This window comes from Streptomyces sp. MBT65 (genome assembly GCF_016612545.1).
Lineage (GTDB): Bacteria > Actinomycetota > Actinomycetes > Streptomycetales > Streptomycetaceae > Streptomyces.
Genome location: NZ_JAENRY010000106.1, coordinates 11301 through 27500 on the forward strand (window position 1 = coordinate 11301; position 16200 = coordinate 27500).

The 16200-nt window shown below is 69.5% G+C and carries 13 protein-coding genes (1 of these 13 cut by a window edge); 9 read left to right on the forward strand and 4 right to left on the reverse strand.

Translation table 11 applies throughout. The features are described from left to right. Positions 1-76: 76 nt before the first annotated feature. The gene (gene eccCa / locus JHN63_RS24145) at positions 77-4051 is read right to left on the reverse strand and encodes a type VII secretion protein EccCa (protein ID WP_200683908.1); all 3975 of its coding nucleotides are present in this window, start codon (positions 4049-4051) and stop codon (positions 77-79) included. Positions 4052-4392: 341 nt separating this feature from the next. On the opposite strand from eccCa, the gene eccD reads away from it, so the two are divergent. Then, complete coding sequence (gene eccD, locus JHN63_RS24150) at positions 4393-5907, forward strand: type VII secretion integral membrane protein EccD (RefSeq protein WP_307781966.1); 1515 nt, start codon at positions 4393-4395, stop codon at positions 5905-5907. 64 nt (positions 5908-5971) lie between these two features. Here eccD and JHN63_RS24155 read toward each other — a convergent pair whose 3' ends face one another. Next, the gene (locus JHN63_RS24155; protein ID WP_200683910.1) at positions 5972-6253 is read right to left on the reverse strand and encodes a DUF397 domain-containing protein; all 282 of its coding nucleotides are present in this window, start codon (positions 6251-6253) and stop codon (positions 5972-5974) included. Positions 6254-6555: 302 nt separating this feature from the next. Between JHN63_RS24155 and rpsO the strand changes: the two genes are divergently transcribed. The 5 genes from rpsO (at position 6556) to JHN63_RS24180 (ending at position 12046) form a co-directional block, all read left to right on the forward strand. Beyond that, positions 6556-6843, forward strand: a complete 288-nt coding sequence (rpsO, locus tag JHN63_RS24160) for a 30S ribosomal protein S15 (RefSeq protein WP_019075416.1) — start codon at positions 6556-6558, stop codon at positions 6841-6843. A gap of 366 nt (positions 6844-7209) precedes the next feature. Beyond that, on the forward strand, positions 7210-9429 hold the full coding sequence (locus JHN63_RS24165) for a polyribonucleotide nucleotidyltransferase (protein WP_200683919.1): 2220 nt from the start codon (positions 7210-7212) through the stop codon (positions 9427-9429). Continuing rightward, positions 9426-10805 carry a pitrilysin family protein gene (locus JHN63_RS24170; protein WP_200683921.1) on the forward strand — a complete coding sequence of 460 codons (1380 nt, stop codon included), beginning with the start codon at positions 9426-9428 and terminating at the stop codon, positions 10803-10805. Before JHN63_RS24165 ends, JHN63_RS24170 begins: the two co-directional genes overlap by 4 nt. 25 nt (positions 10806-10830) lie before the next feature. Next, positions 10831-11583 carry a 4-hydroxy-tetrahydrodipicolinate reductase gene (gene dapB, locus JHN63_RS24175; RefSeq protein WP_200683930.1) on the forward strand — a complete coding sequence of 251 codons (753 nt, stop codon included), beginning with the start codon at positions 10831-10833 and terminating at the stop codon, positions 11581-11583. A 10-nt stretch (positions 11584-11593) separates the two neighbouring features. Further along, positions 11594-12046: a hypothetical protein gene (locus tag JHN63_RS24180; protein WP_200683932.1), complete on the forward strand. Its 453-nt coding sequence runs from the start codon at positions 11594-11596 to the stop codon at positions 12044-12046. A 65-nt stretch (positions 12047-12111) separates the two neighbouring features. Here the strand turns inward: JHN63_RS24180 and JHN63_RS24185 are convergent, their stop codons facing one another. Next, entirely contained in the window at positions 12112-12666 is a 555-nt protein-coding gene (locus tag JHN63_RS24185; RefSeq protein WP_200683934.1) for a hypothetical protein, read from the reverse strand. A gap of 146 nt (positions 12667-12812) precedes the next feature. Beyond that, positions 12813-13052 carry a hypothetical protein gene (locus tag JHN63_RS24190; protein ID WP_200683936.1) on the reverse strand — a complete coding sequence of 80 codons (240 nt, stop codon included), beginning with the start codon at positions 13050-13052 and terminating at the stop codon, positions 12813-12815. A gap of 202 nt (positions 13053-13254) precedes the next feature. On the opposite strand from JHN63_RS24190, the gene thyX reads away from it, so the two are divergent. The 3 genes from thyX to JHN63_RS24205 form a co-directional block, all read left to right on the forward strand. Beyond that, positions 13255-13995: an FAD-dependent thymidylate synthase gene (gene thyX, locus JHN63_RS24195; protein WP_200683938.1), complete on the forward strand. Its 741-nt coding sequence runs from the start codon at positions 13255-13257 to the stop codon at positions 13993-13995. Between the two features lie 211 nt (positions 13996-14206). Next, entirely contained in the window at positions 14207-15106 is a 900-nt protein-coding gene (gene dapA / locus JHN63_RS24200) for a 4-hydroxy-tetrahydrodipicolinate synthase (RefSeq protein WP_200683948.1), read from the forward strand. Positions 15107-15234: 128 nt separating this feature from the next. After that, positions 15235-16200 carry the 5' portion of a ribonuclease J gene (locus JHN63_RS24205; RefSeq protein WP_200683950.1) on the forward strand. It continues 720 nt past the right edge of the window, so only the first 966 of its 1686 coding nucleotides appear in the window; it begins with the start codon at positions 15235-15237; the stop codon falls past the right edge of the window.

The window sequence follows — 16200 nt, forward strand, 5'->3', positions numbered from 1 at the left end:
ACGAGCGCCACCGGCAGCGGGACACCGAGGACGGTCGGCCGCACTGCCTTCCGGACCGCTCCCGCCGTCGCCTTCCTCACTCCGTCGTGTCGGGGACCTGGCCGACCTGGACCAGCGGCTTGCCGCGTCTCCGGGACACGAACACGCCCCGCCCGGCGGGCATCGGCCGCGGCCGGACGCCGCCCAGGAGGTCGCCCTCGGCCGGGTCGCCCGCCAACACCACGCCCTGCGCGCCGAGTTCCTTCATCCGCTGCATGAAGGACTCGTAACCGGCCCGCCCCGCACCCGCCGTGGAGCGGGCGATGACGAAGCGCACGCCCACGTCCCGGGCGAACGGCAGGAGTTCCGTCAGGCCCGACAGCGGGTTGCCGCTCGACGTGGACACCAGGTCGTAGTCGTCGATGATCACGAACACCTGCGGGCCGCGCCACCAACTCCGGTCCCGGAGCTGCTGCGGTGTGACGTCGGACGTCGGTGTCCGGCGCTGCATCAGGTCGGCCAGCGCGTCCATGTGGTGCTGCATCTGGTTCGACATGGGGATGTACTCGGCGAGGTGCGAGGTCGGGGTCACGCCCAGCAGGGAACGCCGGTTGTCGACCACGAAGAGCTTGCACGCGCTGCCCTCGTAGCGCTCGGTGAGTCGCTTGATGATGAGCTTCAGCAGGTTCGACTTGCCGGACTCGCTCTCGCCGAAGACCAGGAAGAACGGGTCCTGGTCGAAGTCGACGAACACCGGCTCCAGATTGTCCTCGTCGAGCGCGAAGGAGACGCCCCGCTTCGGGGAACGGTCGCCGGGAGGCAGTTGGGCCGCAGCGAACTCCCTTGGCAGCAGGCGGACTTCGGGCGCTCCGGGCTCCTGCCAGTGACGGGCGACCTCGGCCGCGAGAGCCGTCGTCGCCTCCGCGAGGTCCGTGTCGGAGGACAGACCGTCGATGCGCGGGACGGCCGCCATGAAGTGCTGCTTCTGCGGGGTCTGGCCCCGACCGGGCACGCCCGTGGGCACGTTGGCGGCGACCTTGCGGTCGAACTCCGAGTCCATCGGGTCGCCGAGCCGCAGCTCCAGCCGGTTCATCAGGTGGTCCTTCATGTTCGCGCGGACCTCCATGGAGCGCGACGCCGTGAGGATCACATGGATGCCGTAACCGAGGCCGCGGGCCGCGATGTCCAGCACGACCGGCTCCAACGCCTCATAGTCCGTACGGAAGTTGCCCCAGCCGTCGATGACGAGGAAGACGTCGCCCCAGGGCTGGTCGGCCACCGAGATGTCGCCCCGCGCGCGGCGGGCGCGGAACTCCGCGATCGAGGAGATGCCGACCGTACGGAAGTACTCCTCGCGGCGGGTCATCACGCCGTAGACCTCGGCCGCCGTACGCCGGACCTTCTCCGGGTCGAGACGGGAGGCGACCCCGCCGACGTGCGGCAGAGCGGCCACCGCCGACAGGCCGCCACCGCCGAAGTCCAGTGCGTAGAACTGCACTTCGTGCGGGGTGTGGGTGAGCGCGAACGACGCGATCAGCGATCGCAGCAGCGTCGACTTGCCGGACTGCGGGCCGCCCAGGATCTGCATATGGCCGGCCGCGCCGCCGAAGTCGGTCCACAGCGGATCGCGCCGCTGCTCGTAGGGCTTGTCGACCAGGCCGACCGGGACGACGAGCCGGCCCGCGCCCTCGTAGCCCGGCTGCGTCATGCCCCGGCCGGGTACGGCCGCGAGTCCGGGCAGTAGCGAGTCGAGCGACGGCGGGCTGTCCAGCGGGGGCAGCCACACCTGGTGGGCGGCCGGACCCTGTGCCTCCAGTCGCCGCACGATCACATCGAGCACGGTGTCGGCGAGCGCGTCGTCCTTCTCGTCCGCCGTCTCCGCCTGACGCTGACGTGGCACGGGCGAGTACTGCACCGGCACCTGCGCCGCCGTGAACAGCACCGGCCTGCGGTCCACCGGGAGTGGCCCGCCGAGCGCGGCGGACTGCTGCGAACTCGTGCGGTACACCCCGGAGACGTACGCCGCCTTGAAACGGACCATCTCGTCGGTGCCGTACTTCAGGAAGCCGGAGCCCGGCACGTTCGGCAGCTCGTACGCGTCCGGCACCCCGAGGGCCGCCCGCGACTCGGCCGCCGAGAACGTGCGCAGTCCGATCCGGTACGACAGGTATGTCTCCAGGCCGCGCAGCCGGCCCTCCTCCAGGCGCTGCGAGGCCAGCAGCAGATGCACGCCCAGCGAACGGCCGATGCGGCCGATCTGCACGAACATCTCGATGAAGTCCGGCTTGGCGGTGAGGAGTTCACTGAACTCGTCGATCACCAGGACGAGGGACGGGACGGGCTGCAGGGGGGCACCCGCCGCGCGCGCCTTCTCGTAGTCGTGGATGTTCGCGTAGTTGCCCGCGTCGCGGAGCATCTCCTGGCGGCGGTTCAACTCGCCGCGGATCGAATCACCCATACGGTCGACCAGGGTCAGGTCGTCGGCCAGGTTGGTGATGACCGCCGCCACGTGCGGCATCTGCGCCATACCGGCGAAGGTCGCACCGCCCTTGAAGTCGGCGAGGACGAAGTTCAGCGTCTCCGAGGAGTGCGTCACCGCGAGGCCGAGGACCAGCGTGCGCAGCAGCTCCGACTTGCCGGAACCGGTCGCGCCGACACACAGCCCGTGCGGACCCATGCCCTCCTGGGCCGCCTCCTTCAGGTCGAGCATCACGGGCCGGCCGTCCTCGCCGAGCCCGATCGGCACCCGCAGCCGCTCGGCCGTCGAGCGCGGACGCCAGGTCCGCTTCGGGTCGACGGAGGCCGCGTCCCCCAGGTTCAGCAGATCCGTGAACTCCAGGTTGGCGAGCAGTGGTTCGTCGTCGTCACCGCCCGACACCATGCGCAGCGGCGCCAGTTGACGGGCCAGCGCCTCGGCGGCCTCGTACGACAGCACGTCCGGCGTGCCTTCGTAGACCATGCCGTGGCCCGACTCCAGGCGGAGTTCCTTCGGGTGCACGACGATCGAGAGGTCACCGCGTCCGCTGCTGAGGTCGCCGGGCATGACCTCGACGATCGTCACTCCCTGGAGTCCCTCGGGGCTGGCCAGGAACGAGGTCGGCGGCAAGGAGACGCCGTCCAACACGACCACCAGGTGCGGCTGTTCGGGCACCGGCGCTCCGGCCGGGTGGAAACGCGGGCGGCCCTGGAGACGGTCCGCGAGCATCTCCTCCAGCTCCATCGGGTCGGTGCTGATCAGGCGCATGCTGCCCGCGCCGTCCGCGAGACCCGGCGCCTGCGCGTGGGGGAGCCACTTCGCCCACTCCCACTCGGGCACCGACTCACGCCCGGTGGCGACGGCGACGACCAGGTCCTCGGGGGAGTGCATCGAGGCGAGGGAGGCGGCGACGGCGCGGGCGGTGCCGCGCACGGTGACCGGTTCGCCGCTGATCGTCACGTGGTAGAAGGCCCGCAGCGAGACCGCCATCGGCAGGTCCTCAAGAGTGCTGTGCGTGGCCAGGAAGCGCTGCATGGCGCCCGCCGTCAGTGGCTCCAACTGGTCGACCGGCGCGGTCTCCGGCGGGACCAGGGGAGTGGCGAGACCCTGCGGGCCGAGGCCGACCCGGACCTGTCCGAAGTCCTCGTCGTTCGTGCGGCGTTCCCACACCCGGCTGCCCTCGGCGACCAGTGCCCACAGTTGCTCCGGCGAAGGGTGCAGGTAGTACTGGGCGTCGCGCTGGGCCCGCGCGGTCTCCAGGGCCGTACGCCGGGTCTGGGACAGATAGCGCAGATAGTCACGGCGCATGTCGGCCATCTGCCCCTGGTTGCCCCGGCGGTAGCGGACCAGCATCGAGACACCCATGGCGACCGTGGACGCGATCATCACCATGCCCATGATCTTCATGAACGGCTGGGCACTGGGGTTGAAGAAGAACACCACCGACCCACCCATGCCGAGCATGGGCAGGAGCTGCATCATGGCGCCCTCCTGCTGGCCGCGCGGCAGCTCCGGCGGAGCCTGCAGCATGACCTCGTCCGTGGGCACTTCCTTCGGCAGCGACCTCGGCGGGCGCTTGACGACGATCTGGCTCACTAAGCACCAATTCCCTTGCCGGACCGAGTTGTTTCGTCCGCCGCCCCGTGTCGGGCGGACGCCGATCCGCACTGCGCGATCCTACTGACAACCACTGACAACGACGGGCGGTAGGGTGCCCGTGAGACGTGTGAGCAGTTGCGAATCGTTCCGGGAAAACCGGGCGAAACCGCAGTGTTCGAAGCAGGCGAATCCCGTCGAATCCCGGGCGCGACGGCGCCGTTGGCCGACGGGACGGGTGGCACGGCACGACCTGCACAGGATCTTTACGGCGGAATCTCTATGACGGACGCGCGCGGCGGCCTCGCGGACCGTCCGTCACTGACAAGGGGGAACAGCAGGTGAGCATCACGGCCTCCGCGCCGACCGGCGCGACCGGTGGATCGGGCACCGGAGCCCCTTCCGCCGCGGGCATGGGCTTCGGCTTCTGCCGCGTCACCATCGTGGCGCCCGACAGCAGGATCGACGTGGCCCTGCCCGACGACGTACCGGTCGCCGACCTCTACCCGGAGATCCTGCGGCTGTCCCAGCAGAGCCTCGCCGAGGGCGCCCCGGTCGGCTACCACTTGGTCCGCCGCGACGGCACCGTCCTCGACGGCGCCCGCTCCTTCGCCGCGCAGCGCATCCTCGACGGCGAACTGCTCACCCTGCGCCCCTTCGCCGACTCCCTGCCGCCCGCCGTCTACGACGACGTCTCCGAGGCCGTCGCCTCCGCCGTCACCCGTGACCGTGCCCTGTGGAACGGCGAGTTGACGCGCGCCGCCGGTCTCGTCGCGGCCGGCGTCCTGCCCGCGCTGCTCGCGTTCGTGGCCTGGAGCTCCCAGATCCACCACGACATGAACAGCCTCCAGGGCATCGTCGCCGGCCTCGCCGGCCTCCTCCTCGTCACCATCGCCTGCGTCCGCGCGCGCGTGTACGACGACCGGGGCTCGGCGGTCGCCCTGGGCCTGGGCGCGCTCCCGAACATCGTCGTGGCCGGCTCCGGACTCCTGCCCTTCTCTGAAGGACAGGGCATCGGGCGGCTCCAGTTCCTGCTCGCCTGCGCGGCCGTCCTCGTCGCCACCGTGGTCCTCACCCTGGTCTCGCCCGGCGGCGACGGCCCCTTCGTGGCCTTCGTGTTCGCCTCCGCGATCGGCCTGCTGACGACGTTCGTCGCGATGCTCACCGACCTCAGGCCCATCGAGACGGCCGCCGTCTGCGCCCCGCTCTCCGTGTGCGCGCTCGCCTTCCTGCCGGGCCTGTCCATGCGCTTCGCCCGCCTCCCCATCGGCTTCGAACCGCCCAACCCCAACCGCGGCGGCTACGGCGACACCGAACCGGTGGTCCAGGAGCCCGTCGACGCCGAGCGCATCGCGGCCCGCGCCCGGCGCGGCCACGAACTCCTTGTCGGCCTGGTCGGCGGCTGCGCCCTCGTCTCCGTGGGCGCCTCGATCGTCCTCGGTTTCTCCAGCGACATCTGGGCCCAGCTCCTCGCGCTGGCCACCGGCATCGCGATGCTGATGCGCGCCCACCTGTTCCGCTACACCGCCCAGGTCGGCGCCACCCTCGCCGCGGGACTGGCCGCCCTTGTCTTCCTGGGCCTCGGCCTCGCCCTGAACCCGCCGCACGCGTACGTGCGGGACGCGGTCCTGGGCGACGCGACCTCCCTCGACATCCGCAGCGTCTGGCTCGCGGCGGCCGTCGGCGCCTCCACCGTGCTGGTCACCGCGATCGCCCTGATCACCCCCAAGCGCGGAGTCACCCCCTTCTGGGGCCGCTTCCTGGAGATCGCCGAGAGCTTCGTGCTGCTCACCCTGATCCCGCTGTCCCTGGCCGTCTTCGACGTGTACGCGCAGGCCCGAGCGATGACCAGCTAGGGGTCGTAGGCATGCGAAAGGGGCGGCACACACGCGTGCCGCCCCTTTTCCACGCCCGCCACTACTACTGCTGCTCCTCCGGAGCCGGCTCCAGATCGAACTCGCCGTCCCGGGCGCCCAGCACGAAGGCCGTCCACTCCGCCTCCGTGTACCGCAGCACGGTCTCCGGGTCGAGCGACGAACGCATCGCCATCCCTCCGTCGGGCAGGTCGGCGATCTCGACGCGCTCCTCGTGCTCCTCCGTGCCCGGCGCGCTGCGCCACTCGACACCCGAGATGTCGAGGGCGTACAGCTCGTCCCGCTCCCGCTCCTTGCGTGCCTTGATCTCCTGCTCCGTCTCCGCCATGGCGAAGCGACCCCTTCCGGACGAACCGACGTGATCTGCGCTCCACACGGAGATCTACGATCCACATGTGGACGCGGATCACCCTAGTGGCCGTATCCGCGCCGGTCGGAGCCCTTCGCGGACCTGGACCGAGGCATCCCCCCAGGCTGGTACGCTGGGTAGCGGCCGTTTGTGTACGCACCCCTGGAGCTCACCGCTCCGGAGGCAGCGCCCAGCGGATCCCGCCTCCCGAGTTACGGAAGCTCCCCTGAGAAGTGGACCAGGGGCACTCGGTGGCACATCTCAGACTACGAGGAGTACGCGTGTCGCTCGACGCCGCTACGAAGAAGCAGCTCATCACCGAGTTCGGTCAGAAGGAGGGCGACACCGGCTCCCCCGAGGTCCAGGTCGCCATGCTCTCGCGCCGTATCTCGGACCTGACCGAGCACCTCAAGACCCACAAGCACGACCACCACTCCCGTCGTGGTCTGCTGATCCTGGTCGGTCAGCGCCGCCGGCTGCTCCAGTACCTGGCCAAGAAGGACATCCAGCGCTTCCGTGCGCTGGTGGACCGCCTGGGCATCCGCCGCGGTGCGGCGGGCGCCAAGTAGGACGCCGTGAAGGGGAGCGGTTCCCGAAACGATCGGGAGTCGCTCCCTTTGCCGTATGTGCGGATTGCCCGTACGTGCGGAAACGTGCGGAGTGTCACTGCCGCTTTGTAGTGTGGTAGCACAACGCAATACGCAGGACACAGCACGACAACGCAGGACAGCACGACAACGTACGGACGACCGTACGAAACGAACGAGGAGAAGCGCGCCTCGCAGCCGCCGGTCCTCGGTAGTGGCCCCCGGGCAGGAAAGCCCCGGGTGCTTCGATCGAAGACCGGCCCGCACCAGACAGCGCTTCTCCGCCACCGTCCCCCTGCCACACGGGCGGGGAGGGACGAAAGACGACAAGTAACGGAGAAAACGCTAGTGGAGAACGAGACCCACTACGCCGAGGCCGTCATTGACAACGGCACTTTCGGCACCCGCACCATCCGCTTCGAGACGGGCCGCCTGGCCAAGCAGGCCGCCGGCTCCGCCGTGGCGTACCTGGACGACGACACCATGGTGCTGTCGGCCACCACCGCCTCCAAGAACCCCAAGGACCAGCTCGACTTCTTCCCCCTCACGGTGGACGTCGAGGAGCGGATGTACGCCGCCGGTAAGATCCCCGGCAGCTTCTTCCGCCGTGAGGGCCGGCCCTCCGAGGACGCGATCCTCACCTGCCGCCTGATCGACCGCCCGCTGCGCCCGTCCTTCAAGAAGGGCCTGCGCAACGAGATCCAGGTCGTCGCGACGATCATGGCCCTCAACCCCGACCACCTGTACGACGTCGTGGCGATCAACGCCGCCTCCGCGTCCACGCAGCTGGCCGGTCTGCCCTTCTCCGGCCCGGTCGGCGGCGTCCGCGTCGCGCTGATCAACGGCCAGTGGGTCGCGTTCCCGACGCACACCGAGCTCGAGGACGCCGTCTTCGACATGGTCGTCGCCGGTCGCGTCCTGGAGGACGGCGACGTCGCGATCATGATGGTCGAGGCCGAGGCCACCGAGAAGACCATCCAGCTGGTCGCGGGCGGCGCCGAGGCGCCCACCGAGGAGGTCGTCGCCTCCGGTCTGGACGCCGCGAAGCCCTTCATCAAGGTGCTCTGCAAGGCCCAGGCCGACCTCGCCGCGAAGGCCGCGAAGCCGACCGGCGAGTTCCCGATCTTCCTCGACTACCAGGACGACGTCCTGGAGGCCCTCACCGCCGCCGTCCGCCCGGAGCTCGCCTCCGCGCTGACCATCGCCGGCAAGCAGGACCGCGAGGCCGAGCTGGACCGCGTCAAGGGTCTCGCCGCCGAGAAGCTCCTCCCGGAGTTCGAGGGCCGCGAGAAGGAGATCTCCGCCGCGTACCGCTCGCTGACCAAGTCCCTGGTCCGTGAGCGCGTCATCAAGGAGAAGAAGCGCATCGACGGCCGCGGTGTCACCGACATCCGCACCCTGGCCGCCGAGGTCGAGGCCATCCCGCGCGTGCACGGCTCGGCGCTGTTCGAGCGTGGCGAGACCCAGATCCTGGGCGTCACCACCCTGAACATGCTCCGCATGGAGCAGCAGCTGGACACCCTCTCCCCGGTGACCCGCAAGCGCTACATGCACAACTACAACTTCCCGCCGTACTCCGTCGGTGAGACCGGCCGCGTCGGCTCCCCGAAGCGCCGCGAGATCGGCCACGGAGCGCTCGCCGAGCGCGCCCTGGTCCCGGTCCTGCCGACGCGCGAGGAGTTCCCCTACGCGATCCGTCAGGTCTCCGAGGCCCTCGGGTCGAACGGCTCGACGTCCATGGGCTCGGTCTGCGCCTCCACCATGTCGCTGCTGAACGCCGGTGTGCCCCTCAAGGCCCCCGTCGCCGGTATCGCCATGGGCCTGATCTCCCAGGAGATCAACGGCGAGACGCACTACGTCGCCCTCACCGACATCCTCGGTGCGGAGGACGCCTTCGGCGACATGGACTTCAAGGTCGCCGGCACCAAGGAGTTCGTCACCGCCCTCCAGCTGGACACCAAGCTGGACGGCATCCCCGCCTCCGTCCTGGCCGCCGCCCTCAAGCAGGCCCGTGACGCCCGCCTCCACATCCTCGACGTGATGATGGAAGCGATCGACACGCCGGACGAGATGTCCCCGAACGCCCCGCGGATCATCACCGTCAAGATCCCCGTGGACAAGATCGGCGAGGTCATCGGCCCGAAGGGCAAGATGATCAACCAGATCCAGGAGGACACCGGCGCCGAGATCACGATCGAGGACGACGGCACCATCTACATCGGTGCCCAGGTCGGCTCGCAGGCCGAGGCCGCCCGCGCCACGATCAACGGCATCGCCAACCCGACCATGCCGGAGGTCGGCGAGCGCTACCTGGGTACGGTCGTCAAGACCACCACCTTCGGCGCGTTCGTGTCGCTGCTCCCGGGCAAGGACGGTCTGCTGCACATCTCGCAGATCCGCAAGCTCGCCGGCGGCAAGCGCGTGGAGAACGTCGAGGACGTCGTCGGCGTGGGCCAGAAGGTCCAGGTCGAGATCGCCGAGATCGACTCCCGCGGCAAGCTCTCCCTCATCCCCGTCATCGAGGGTGAAGAGAGCGACGACGACAAGAAGGACGACGACGACAAGTGACGTCGACCAGCTCCACGACGACGGCCCGCACCTCCTCGGAGGCGCGGGCCGTCGCCCGTACGCAAACCCTGATCCAGGGCACCAACGGCATCGGTACGGTCCGTAAGACCACCCTCCCGGGCGGCCTGCGCATCGTCACCGAGACGCTGCCCTCGGTCCGCTCCGCGACCTTCGGCATCTGGGCACACGTGGGCTCCCGCGACGAGACGCCGTCGCTGAACGGCGCCACGCACTACCTGGAGCACCTCCTCTTCAAGGGCACGCACAAGCGCAGCGCGCTGGACATCTCCTCCGCGATCGACGCGGTCGGCGGCGAGATGAACGCGTTCACGGCCAAGGAGTACACGTGCTACTACGCGCGCGTGCTCGACACCGACCTGCCGCTCGCCATCGACGTGGTCTGCGACATGCTGACGGGTTCCCTGATCCGCGAGGAGGACGTCAACGTAGAACGCGGCGCCATCCTCGAAGAGATCGCCATGACGGAGGACGACCCGGGCGACTGCGTGCACGACCTCTTCGCGCGCACGATGTTCGGCGACAACCCCCTCGGCCGTCCCGTCCTCGGCACGGTCGACACCGTCAACGCCCTGACCGCGGACCGCATCCGCCGCTTCTACAAGAAGCACTACGACCCGACCCACCTCGTGGTCGCGGCCGCCGGCAACATCGACCACGACAAGGTCGTACGACAGGTTCGTGCCGCCTTCGAGAAGGCCGGCGCCTTCCGCACTCCCGAGGCGGCCCCCATCGCCCCGCGCGACGGCCGCCGCGCGCTGCGCTCCACCGGCAAGGTCGAGCTGATCGGCCGCAAGACCGAGCAGGCCCATGTCGTCCTCGGCATGCCAGGCCTGGCCCGCACCGACGAGCGCCGCTGGGCGCTGGGGGTCCTCAACACGGCCCTCGGCGGCGGCATGTCGTCCCGCCTCTTCCAGGAGGTCCGGGAGAAGCGCGGCCTGGCCTACAGCGTGTACTCGTACACGTCCGGCTTCGCCGACTGCGGCCTCTTCGGCGTCTACGCCGGCTGCCGGCCCTCGCAGGTCCACGACGTGCTGAAGATCTGCCGCGACGAACTCGACCAGGTCGCCGAACACGGCCTGTCCGACGACGAGATCGGCCGCGCCGTCGGCCAGCTCCAGGGCTCCACCGTGCTCGGTCTCGAGGACACCGGCGCGCTGATGAACCGGATCGGCAAGAGCGAGCTGTGCTGGGGCGAGCAGATGTCCGTCGACGACATGCTGGCCCGGATCGCGTCGGTCACCCCGGACGAGGTCCGCGAGGTCGCCCGCGAGATCCTGGGTCAGCGGCCCTCGCTGGCGGTCATCGGCCCGCTCAAGGACAAGCAGGCGGCCCGACTGCACGACGCCGTCGCCTAACACCCGTCGTAAGGAAGCAAGAACGATGAGCAAGCTGCGCGTGGCGGTCCTCGGTGCCAAGGGCCGGATCGGCGCCGAGGCGGTACGAGCCGTCGAGGCCGCCGAGGACATGGAACTGGTCGCGGCCCTGGGCCGGGGCGACACCCTGGAGGCGCTCACGGCTTCGGGCGCCCGGGTGGCGGTCGAACTGACCACCCCCGCCTCGGTGATGGACAACCTCGACTTCTGCGTGGGCCACGGCATCCACGCGGTCGTCGGCACGACGGGCTGGACCGACGAACGACTCGCGCAACTCACCGGCTGGCTGGACAGGTCCCCGGAGACGGGCGTCCTCATCGCGCCCAACTTCTCCATCGGAGCCGTACTGACCATGAAGTTCGCGCAGATCGCCGCGCCCTACTTCGAGTCGGTCGAGGTCATCGAACTGCACCACCCGAAGAAGGTCGACGCCCCGAGCGGTACGGCCACGCGTACGGCCCAGCTCATCGCCGAGGCGCGCGCGAAGGCGGGCACGCCCGCGGCACCGGACGCGACGGAGACGGCCCTGGACGGCGCGCGCGGCGCGGACGTCGACGGCGTCCCGGTGCACTCCGTCCGGCTGCGCGGCCTGCTGGCCCATCAGGAGGTCCTGCTCGGCGGAGAGGGCGAGACCCTGACCGTGCGGCACGACTCGCTGCACCACAGCAGCTTCATGCCGGGCATCCTGCTCGGCGCCCGCCGCGTGGTGACGACCCCGGGCCTCACCTTCGGCCTGGAACACTTCCTGGACCTGGGCTGAGGCTCACGACATGCGCGCCAAACTCACCTACGCCGTCACGGCCGCCGTCCTGGTCTTCTACTTCGTCCTGGTCGGCAGCCGCGGCGTCATGCTCATACAGTCGGGCACGGTCATCACCGTCACCTTCGGGATCGCGGTCCTGATCCTGCCGGTGATCGGCGTGTGGTTCCTCTGGAAGAACACCCAGTTCGTCCGCAACGCCAACCGCCTCGCAGCCGAACTCGACGCCGAAGGCGGCCTGCCCGTCGACGAGTTGAGGCGCACCGCAGGCGGCCGTATCGACCGCGACTCCGCCGACGAGGTCTTCGCCAAGCGCAAGGCCGAGACGGAGGCGGCCCCCGACGACTGGCGCAGCTGGTTCCGCCTCGCCGTCGCCTACCACGACGCCCGCGACACCCCGCGCGCCCGCAAGGCGATGCAACGCGCGATCGCCCTGCACGACGGCCGCCCCCTCCAAGCCTGAGCACGCGTAAGCAGAAGGGGCCGACCCGCATTCGCTGCGGACCGGCCCCTTCTGCTTACGCGTGCTCAGCTCCGCCGGTACTCGTCGGACCACACCTCGACCGAGTCCGCGGCCCGGTCGAAGGCGGAGGAACGCCCCAGGAAGTCGATGTCGTGCGTGGTCAGCAGCGCGGCCACGTCCTCGGGAGCACGGTCTTTCCGTACGAGGAGCAGCGCCTGTCCCTGGACCGTGCGCGGCAGTCCGAGCCAGCGCACCGGCTGCTGCACCGTGCGCACGGCGGCGACCCGGTCCCACCGCACCGTGAGGGTGTAGAAGAACCGCACCCGGCGCAGCCCGCGCGCGCTCACCCACACGCCCATGCGCAGCAGCCGCAGGGCACAGAGGATGACGACCACCGCGATACCGAGGATCACCGCGGCCTCGGACCGCGAGCCGGTCAACGCGATGATGACGGCGGCGAACAGCACGTACGACGCGAGCAGCAGCACGAGCGCCGACACCGCCACCCGCCACGGTCCGGGCCGGTAGGGGCGCCGCCAGCGGTCGCGGTCGTCGAACGGCAGCGCGAGCTCGTCCGCGGCCTCGAATGCGCGGTCGGCCGTAAGGAAGGGCAGGGGCACGGCTGGTGTCCTCACTGAATCCATGCGTGGGCTGTGCCCGGTGAGGCTATCCGGCCGTGTTCCCGGTCACCACCATTGGGGGGCCATGGGGGTGCCTCCACGCCATTTGGGCGGTGGGGGAGACTCACTGTCGGCTGAATGCCTGGTCAGCGGTTGTCGGCGGCCTGCGACTGCTGGTTCTGGGTCGAGAGGTTGTTCTGGGACAGGGCAGGCATCCCGAGGACCAGGGAGCCCACGATCCCGGCGACGATGGTGAGGCCCAGGAGCCAACGCCCGGCTATCTGACCGGCGGACGCACGCTCGCGCGGCGGCGGTGTGACATTGCTGCGGAAGCGGTCGGTCTCGGCGATGAAGGCGAACGGGACGCGTTCGCGCCGACGGAACATCGGTGGTGCATCTCCCCTCGGGGATCGAACGGATGGTGCTCACCAGGACAGACGAGCGAACGCCTCGATTGGTGCCCTGTTTCGCCGAATTCGCAGAAGTTCGCCAATGAATGTCTCGGCCCGGCACCGAACGCCCCGATGTCAGTGCCGGGCCGTAGAGTGGGCGCCGCCCGAGAGACGTGATGGAAGGACCCTCCGAGCCGTGACCGACACCCCCGCCGACGACCTCAAGCCCAGTTTCCGCAGCGATGTCACCGTCGAGCTGGTCAAGCACACCGCGTCCGACGCGGACGTGCTCTTCGCCGCCCGCGTCTCGACGATCGGCGAGCAGTCCCTGGAGGAGATGGGCAAGGACCCCGAGCGCTCCAAGGGCCTGATCAACTACCTGATGCGCGACCGGCACGGCAGCCCCTTCGAGCACAACTCGATGACCTTCTTCATCAGCGCCCCGATCCTCGTCTTCCGCGAGTTCATGCGGCACCGGGTGGGCTGGTCGTACAACGAGGAATCGGGAAGGTACCGGGAGCTCCAGCCCGTCTTCTACGTCCCCGGCGAGTCCCGCAAGCTGGTCCAGGAAGGCCGCCCGGGCAAGTACGTGTTCGTGGAGGGCACGCAGGCCCAGCAGGAACTGGTCGGCCGCACCATGGAGGACTCGTACCGCCAGGCGTACGAGGCGTACCAGGAGATGCTCGCCGCCGGCGTGGCCCGCGAGGTCGCCCGAGCCGTCCTCCCCGTAGGCCTCTTCTCCTCGATGTACGCCACGTGCAACGCACGCTCGCTGATGCACTTCCTCGGCCTGCGCACGCAGCACGAGCTGGCGAAGGTCCCGTCGTTCCCGCAGCGGGAGATCGAGATGGTCGGCGAGAAGATGGAGGAGCAGTGGGCCAAGCTCATGCCGCTCACCTACGCGGCCTTCAACGCCAACGGCCGTGTCGCCCCGTAACGCACCTCTGTTTGCCGATCGGGCACACATGTACGGATGGGCCGCACGAAGTGTCCGTATTGCGGCATTTGGAGAAGTTCATCTAGCCTGATCAAACGGACCCGGCACTGCTTGAACCCCCGAGCAGGCAGTGCCGGGCTCCATATTTGTCACGACTTGTCGCCTGCCCCTAGGGCAGACCCCGCATTGAGCAGCGAGTAGCGTGTCACCCATGGCTCCGACCTCCACTCCGCAGACCCCCTTCGGGCGGGTCCTCACCGCCATGGTCACGCCGTTCACGGCGGACGGCGCACTCGACCTCGACGGCGCTCAGCGGCTCGCCACCCACCTGGTGGACGCAGGCAACGACGGCCTGATCATCAACGGCACCACCGGTGAGTCCCCGACCACCAGCGACACGGAGAAATCGGATCTCGTACGAGCCGTACTGGAAGCGGTCGGAGACCGCGCCCACGTCATCGCCGGCGTCGGCACCAACGACACCCACCACAGCGTCGAACTCGCCCGCACGGCCGAACGCACCGGCGCACACGGCCTGCTCGTCGTCACGCCGTACTACAACAAGCCCCCACAGGAGGGCCTCTACCGGCACTTCAAGGCGGTCGCGGACGCCGCCGAACTGCCGGTCATGCTCTACGACATCCCCGGCCGCAGCGGCGTCCCGATCGGCACCGAGACACTGGTCCGACTCGCCGAGCACCCGCGGATCGTCGCCAACAAGGACGCCAAGGGAGACCTCGGCCGCGCCAGCTGGGCCATCGCCCGGACCGGCCTGGCCTGGTACTCCGGCGACGACATGCTGAACCTGCCGCTGCTCTCCGTGGGCGCGGTCGGCTTCGTCTCGGTCGTCGGCCATGTGGTCACACCCGAGCTGCGCACCCTGGTGGAGGCGTACGTCTCCGGTGACGTCCAGAAGGCCACCGAGATCCACCAGAAGCTGCTCCCCGTCTACACCGGCATGTTCCGCACCCAGGGCGTCATGACCACCAAGGCCGCGCTCACCCTCCAGGGACTGCCCGCCGGACCGCTGCGCTCACCGATGGTCGAGTGCTCGCCCGAGGAGATCGCTCAGCTCAAGATCGATCTTGCCGCCGGCGGGGTACAGCTCTGACAACGGACTTCACAACTGAATACGCGGGGCTTCGGCGCCCGCACCCAACATCCGATAACTGCATTTGCACGAACGTCATGCGCGCCACGTGCCCACAGGTACGTGGCGCGCATGGGTAGGAGAGTCTTTTGAGTCATCCGCATCCTGAACTCGCCCCGCCGCCCAAGCTCCCCGAAGGCGGCCTGAGGGTCACCCCACTCGGCGGCCTCGGGGAAATCGGCCGAAACATGACGGTCTTCGAATACGGCGGCCGTCTGCTCATCGTCGACTGCGGCGTGCTCTTCCCCGAGGAGGAGCAGCCCGGAATCGACCTGATCCTGCCGGACTTCACGTCCATCAGGGACCGCCTCGACGACATCGACGGCATCGTCCTCACGCATGGCCACGAGGACCACATCGGCGCGGTCCCGTACCTCCTTCGCGAGAAGGCGGACATCCCGCTGATCGGCTCCAAGCTGACCCTCGCCCTCATCGAGGCGAAGCTCCAGGAGCACCGCATCCGGCCGTACACGCTCGAGGTCGCCGAGGGGCACCGCGAGCGCATCGGCCCCTTCGACTGCGAGTTCGTCGCGGTCAACCACTCGATCCCGGACGCGCTCGCGGTCGCCATCCGCACCCCCGCGGGCATGGTCGTCCACACGGGCGACTTCAAGATGGACCAGCTCCCGCTGGACGGTCGGCTGACAGATCTACACGCGTTCGCACGACTGAGCGAGGAAGGCATCGACCTGCTCCTCGCCGACTCGACGAACGCCGAGGTCCCGGGATTCGTCCCGCCCGAGCGCGACATCTCGAACGTCCTGCGGCAGGTCTTCGGCAGCGCCCGCAAGCGGATCATCGTGGCGAGCTTCGCCAGCCACGTCCACCGCATCCAGCAGGTCCTGGACACGGCGCACGAGCACGGCCGCCGGGTCGCCTTCGTCGGCCGCTCGATGGTCCGCAACATGGGCATCGCCCGTGACCTCGGCTATCTCAAGGTCCCGCCGGGCCTGGTGGTGGACGTCAAGACGCTCGACGACCTCCCGGACAGCCAGGTCGTCCTGGTCTGCACGGGCTCGCAGGGCGAACCGATGGCCGCCCTGTCCCGCATGGCC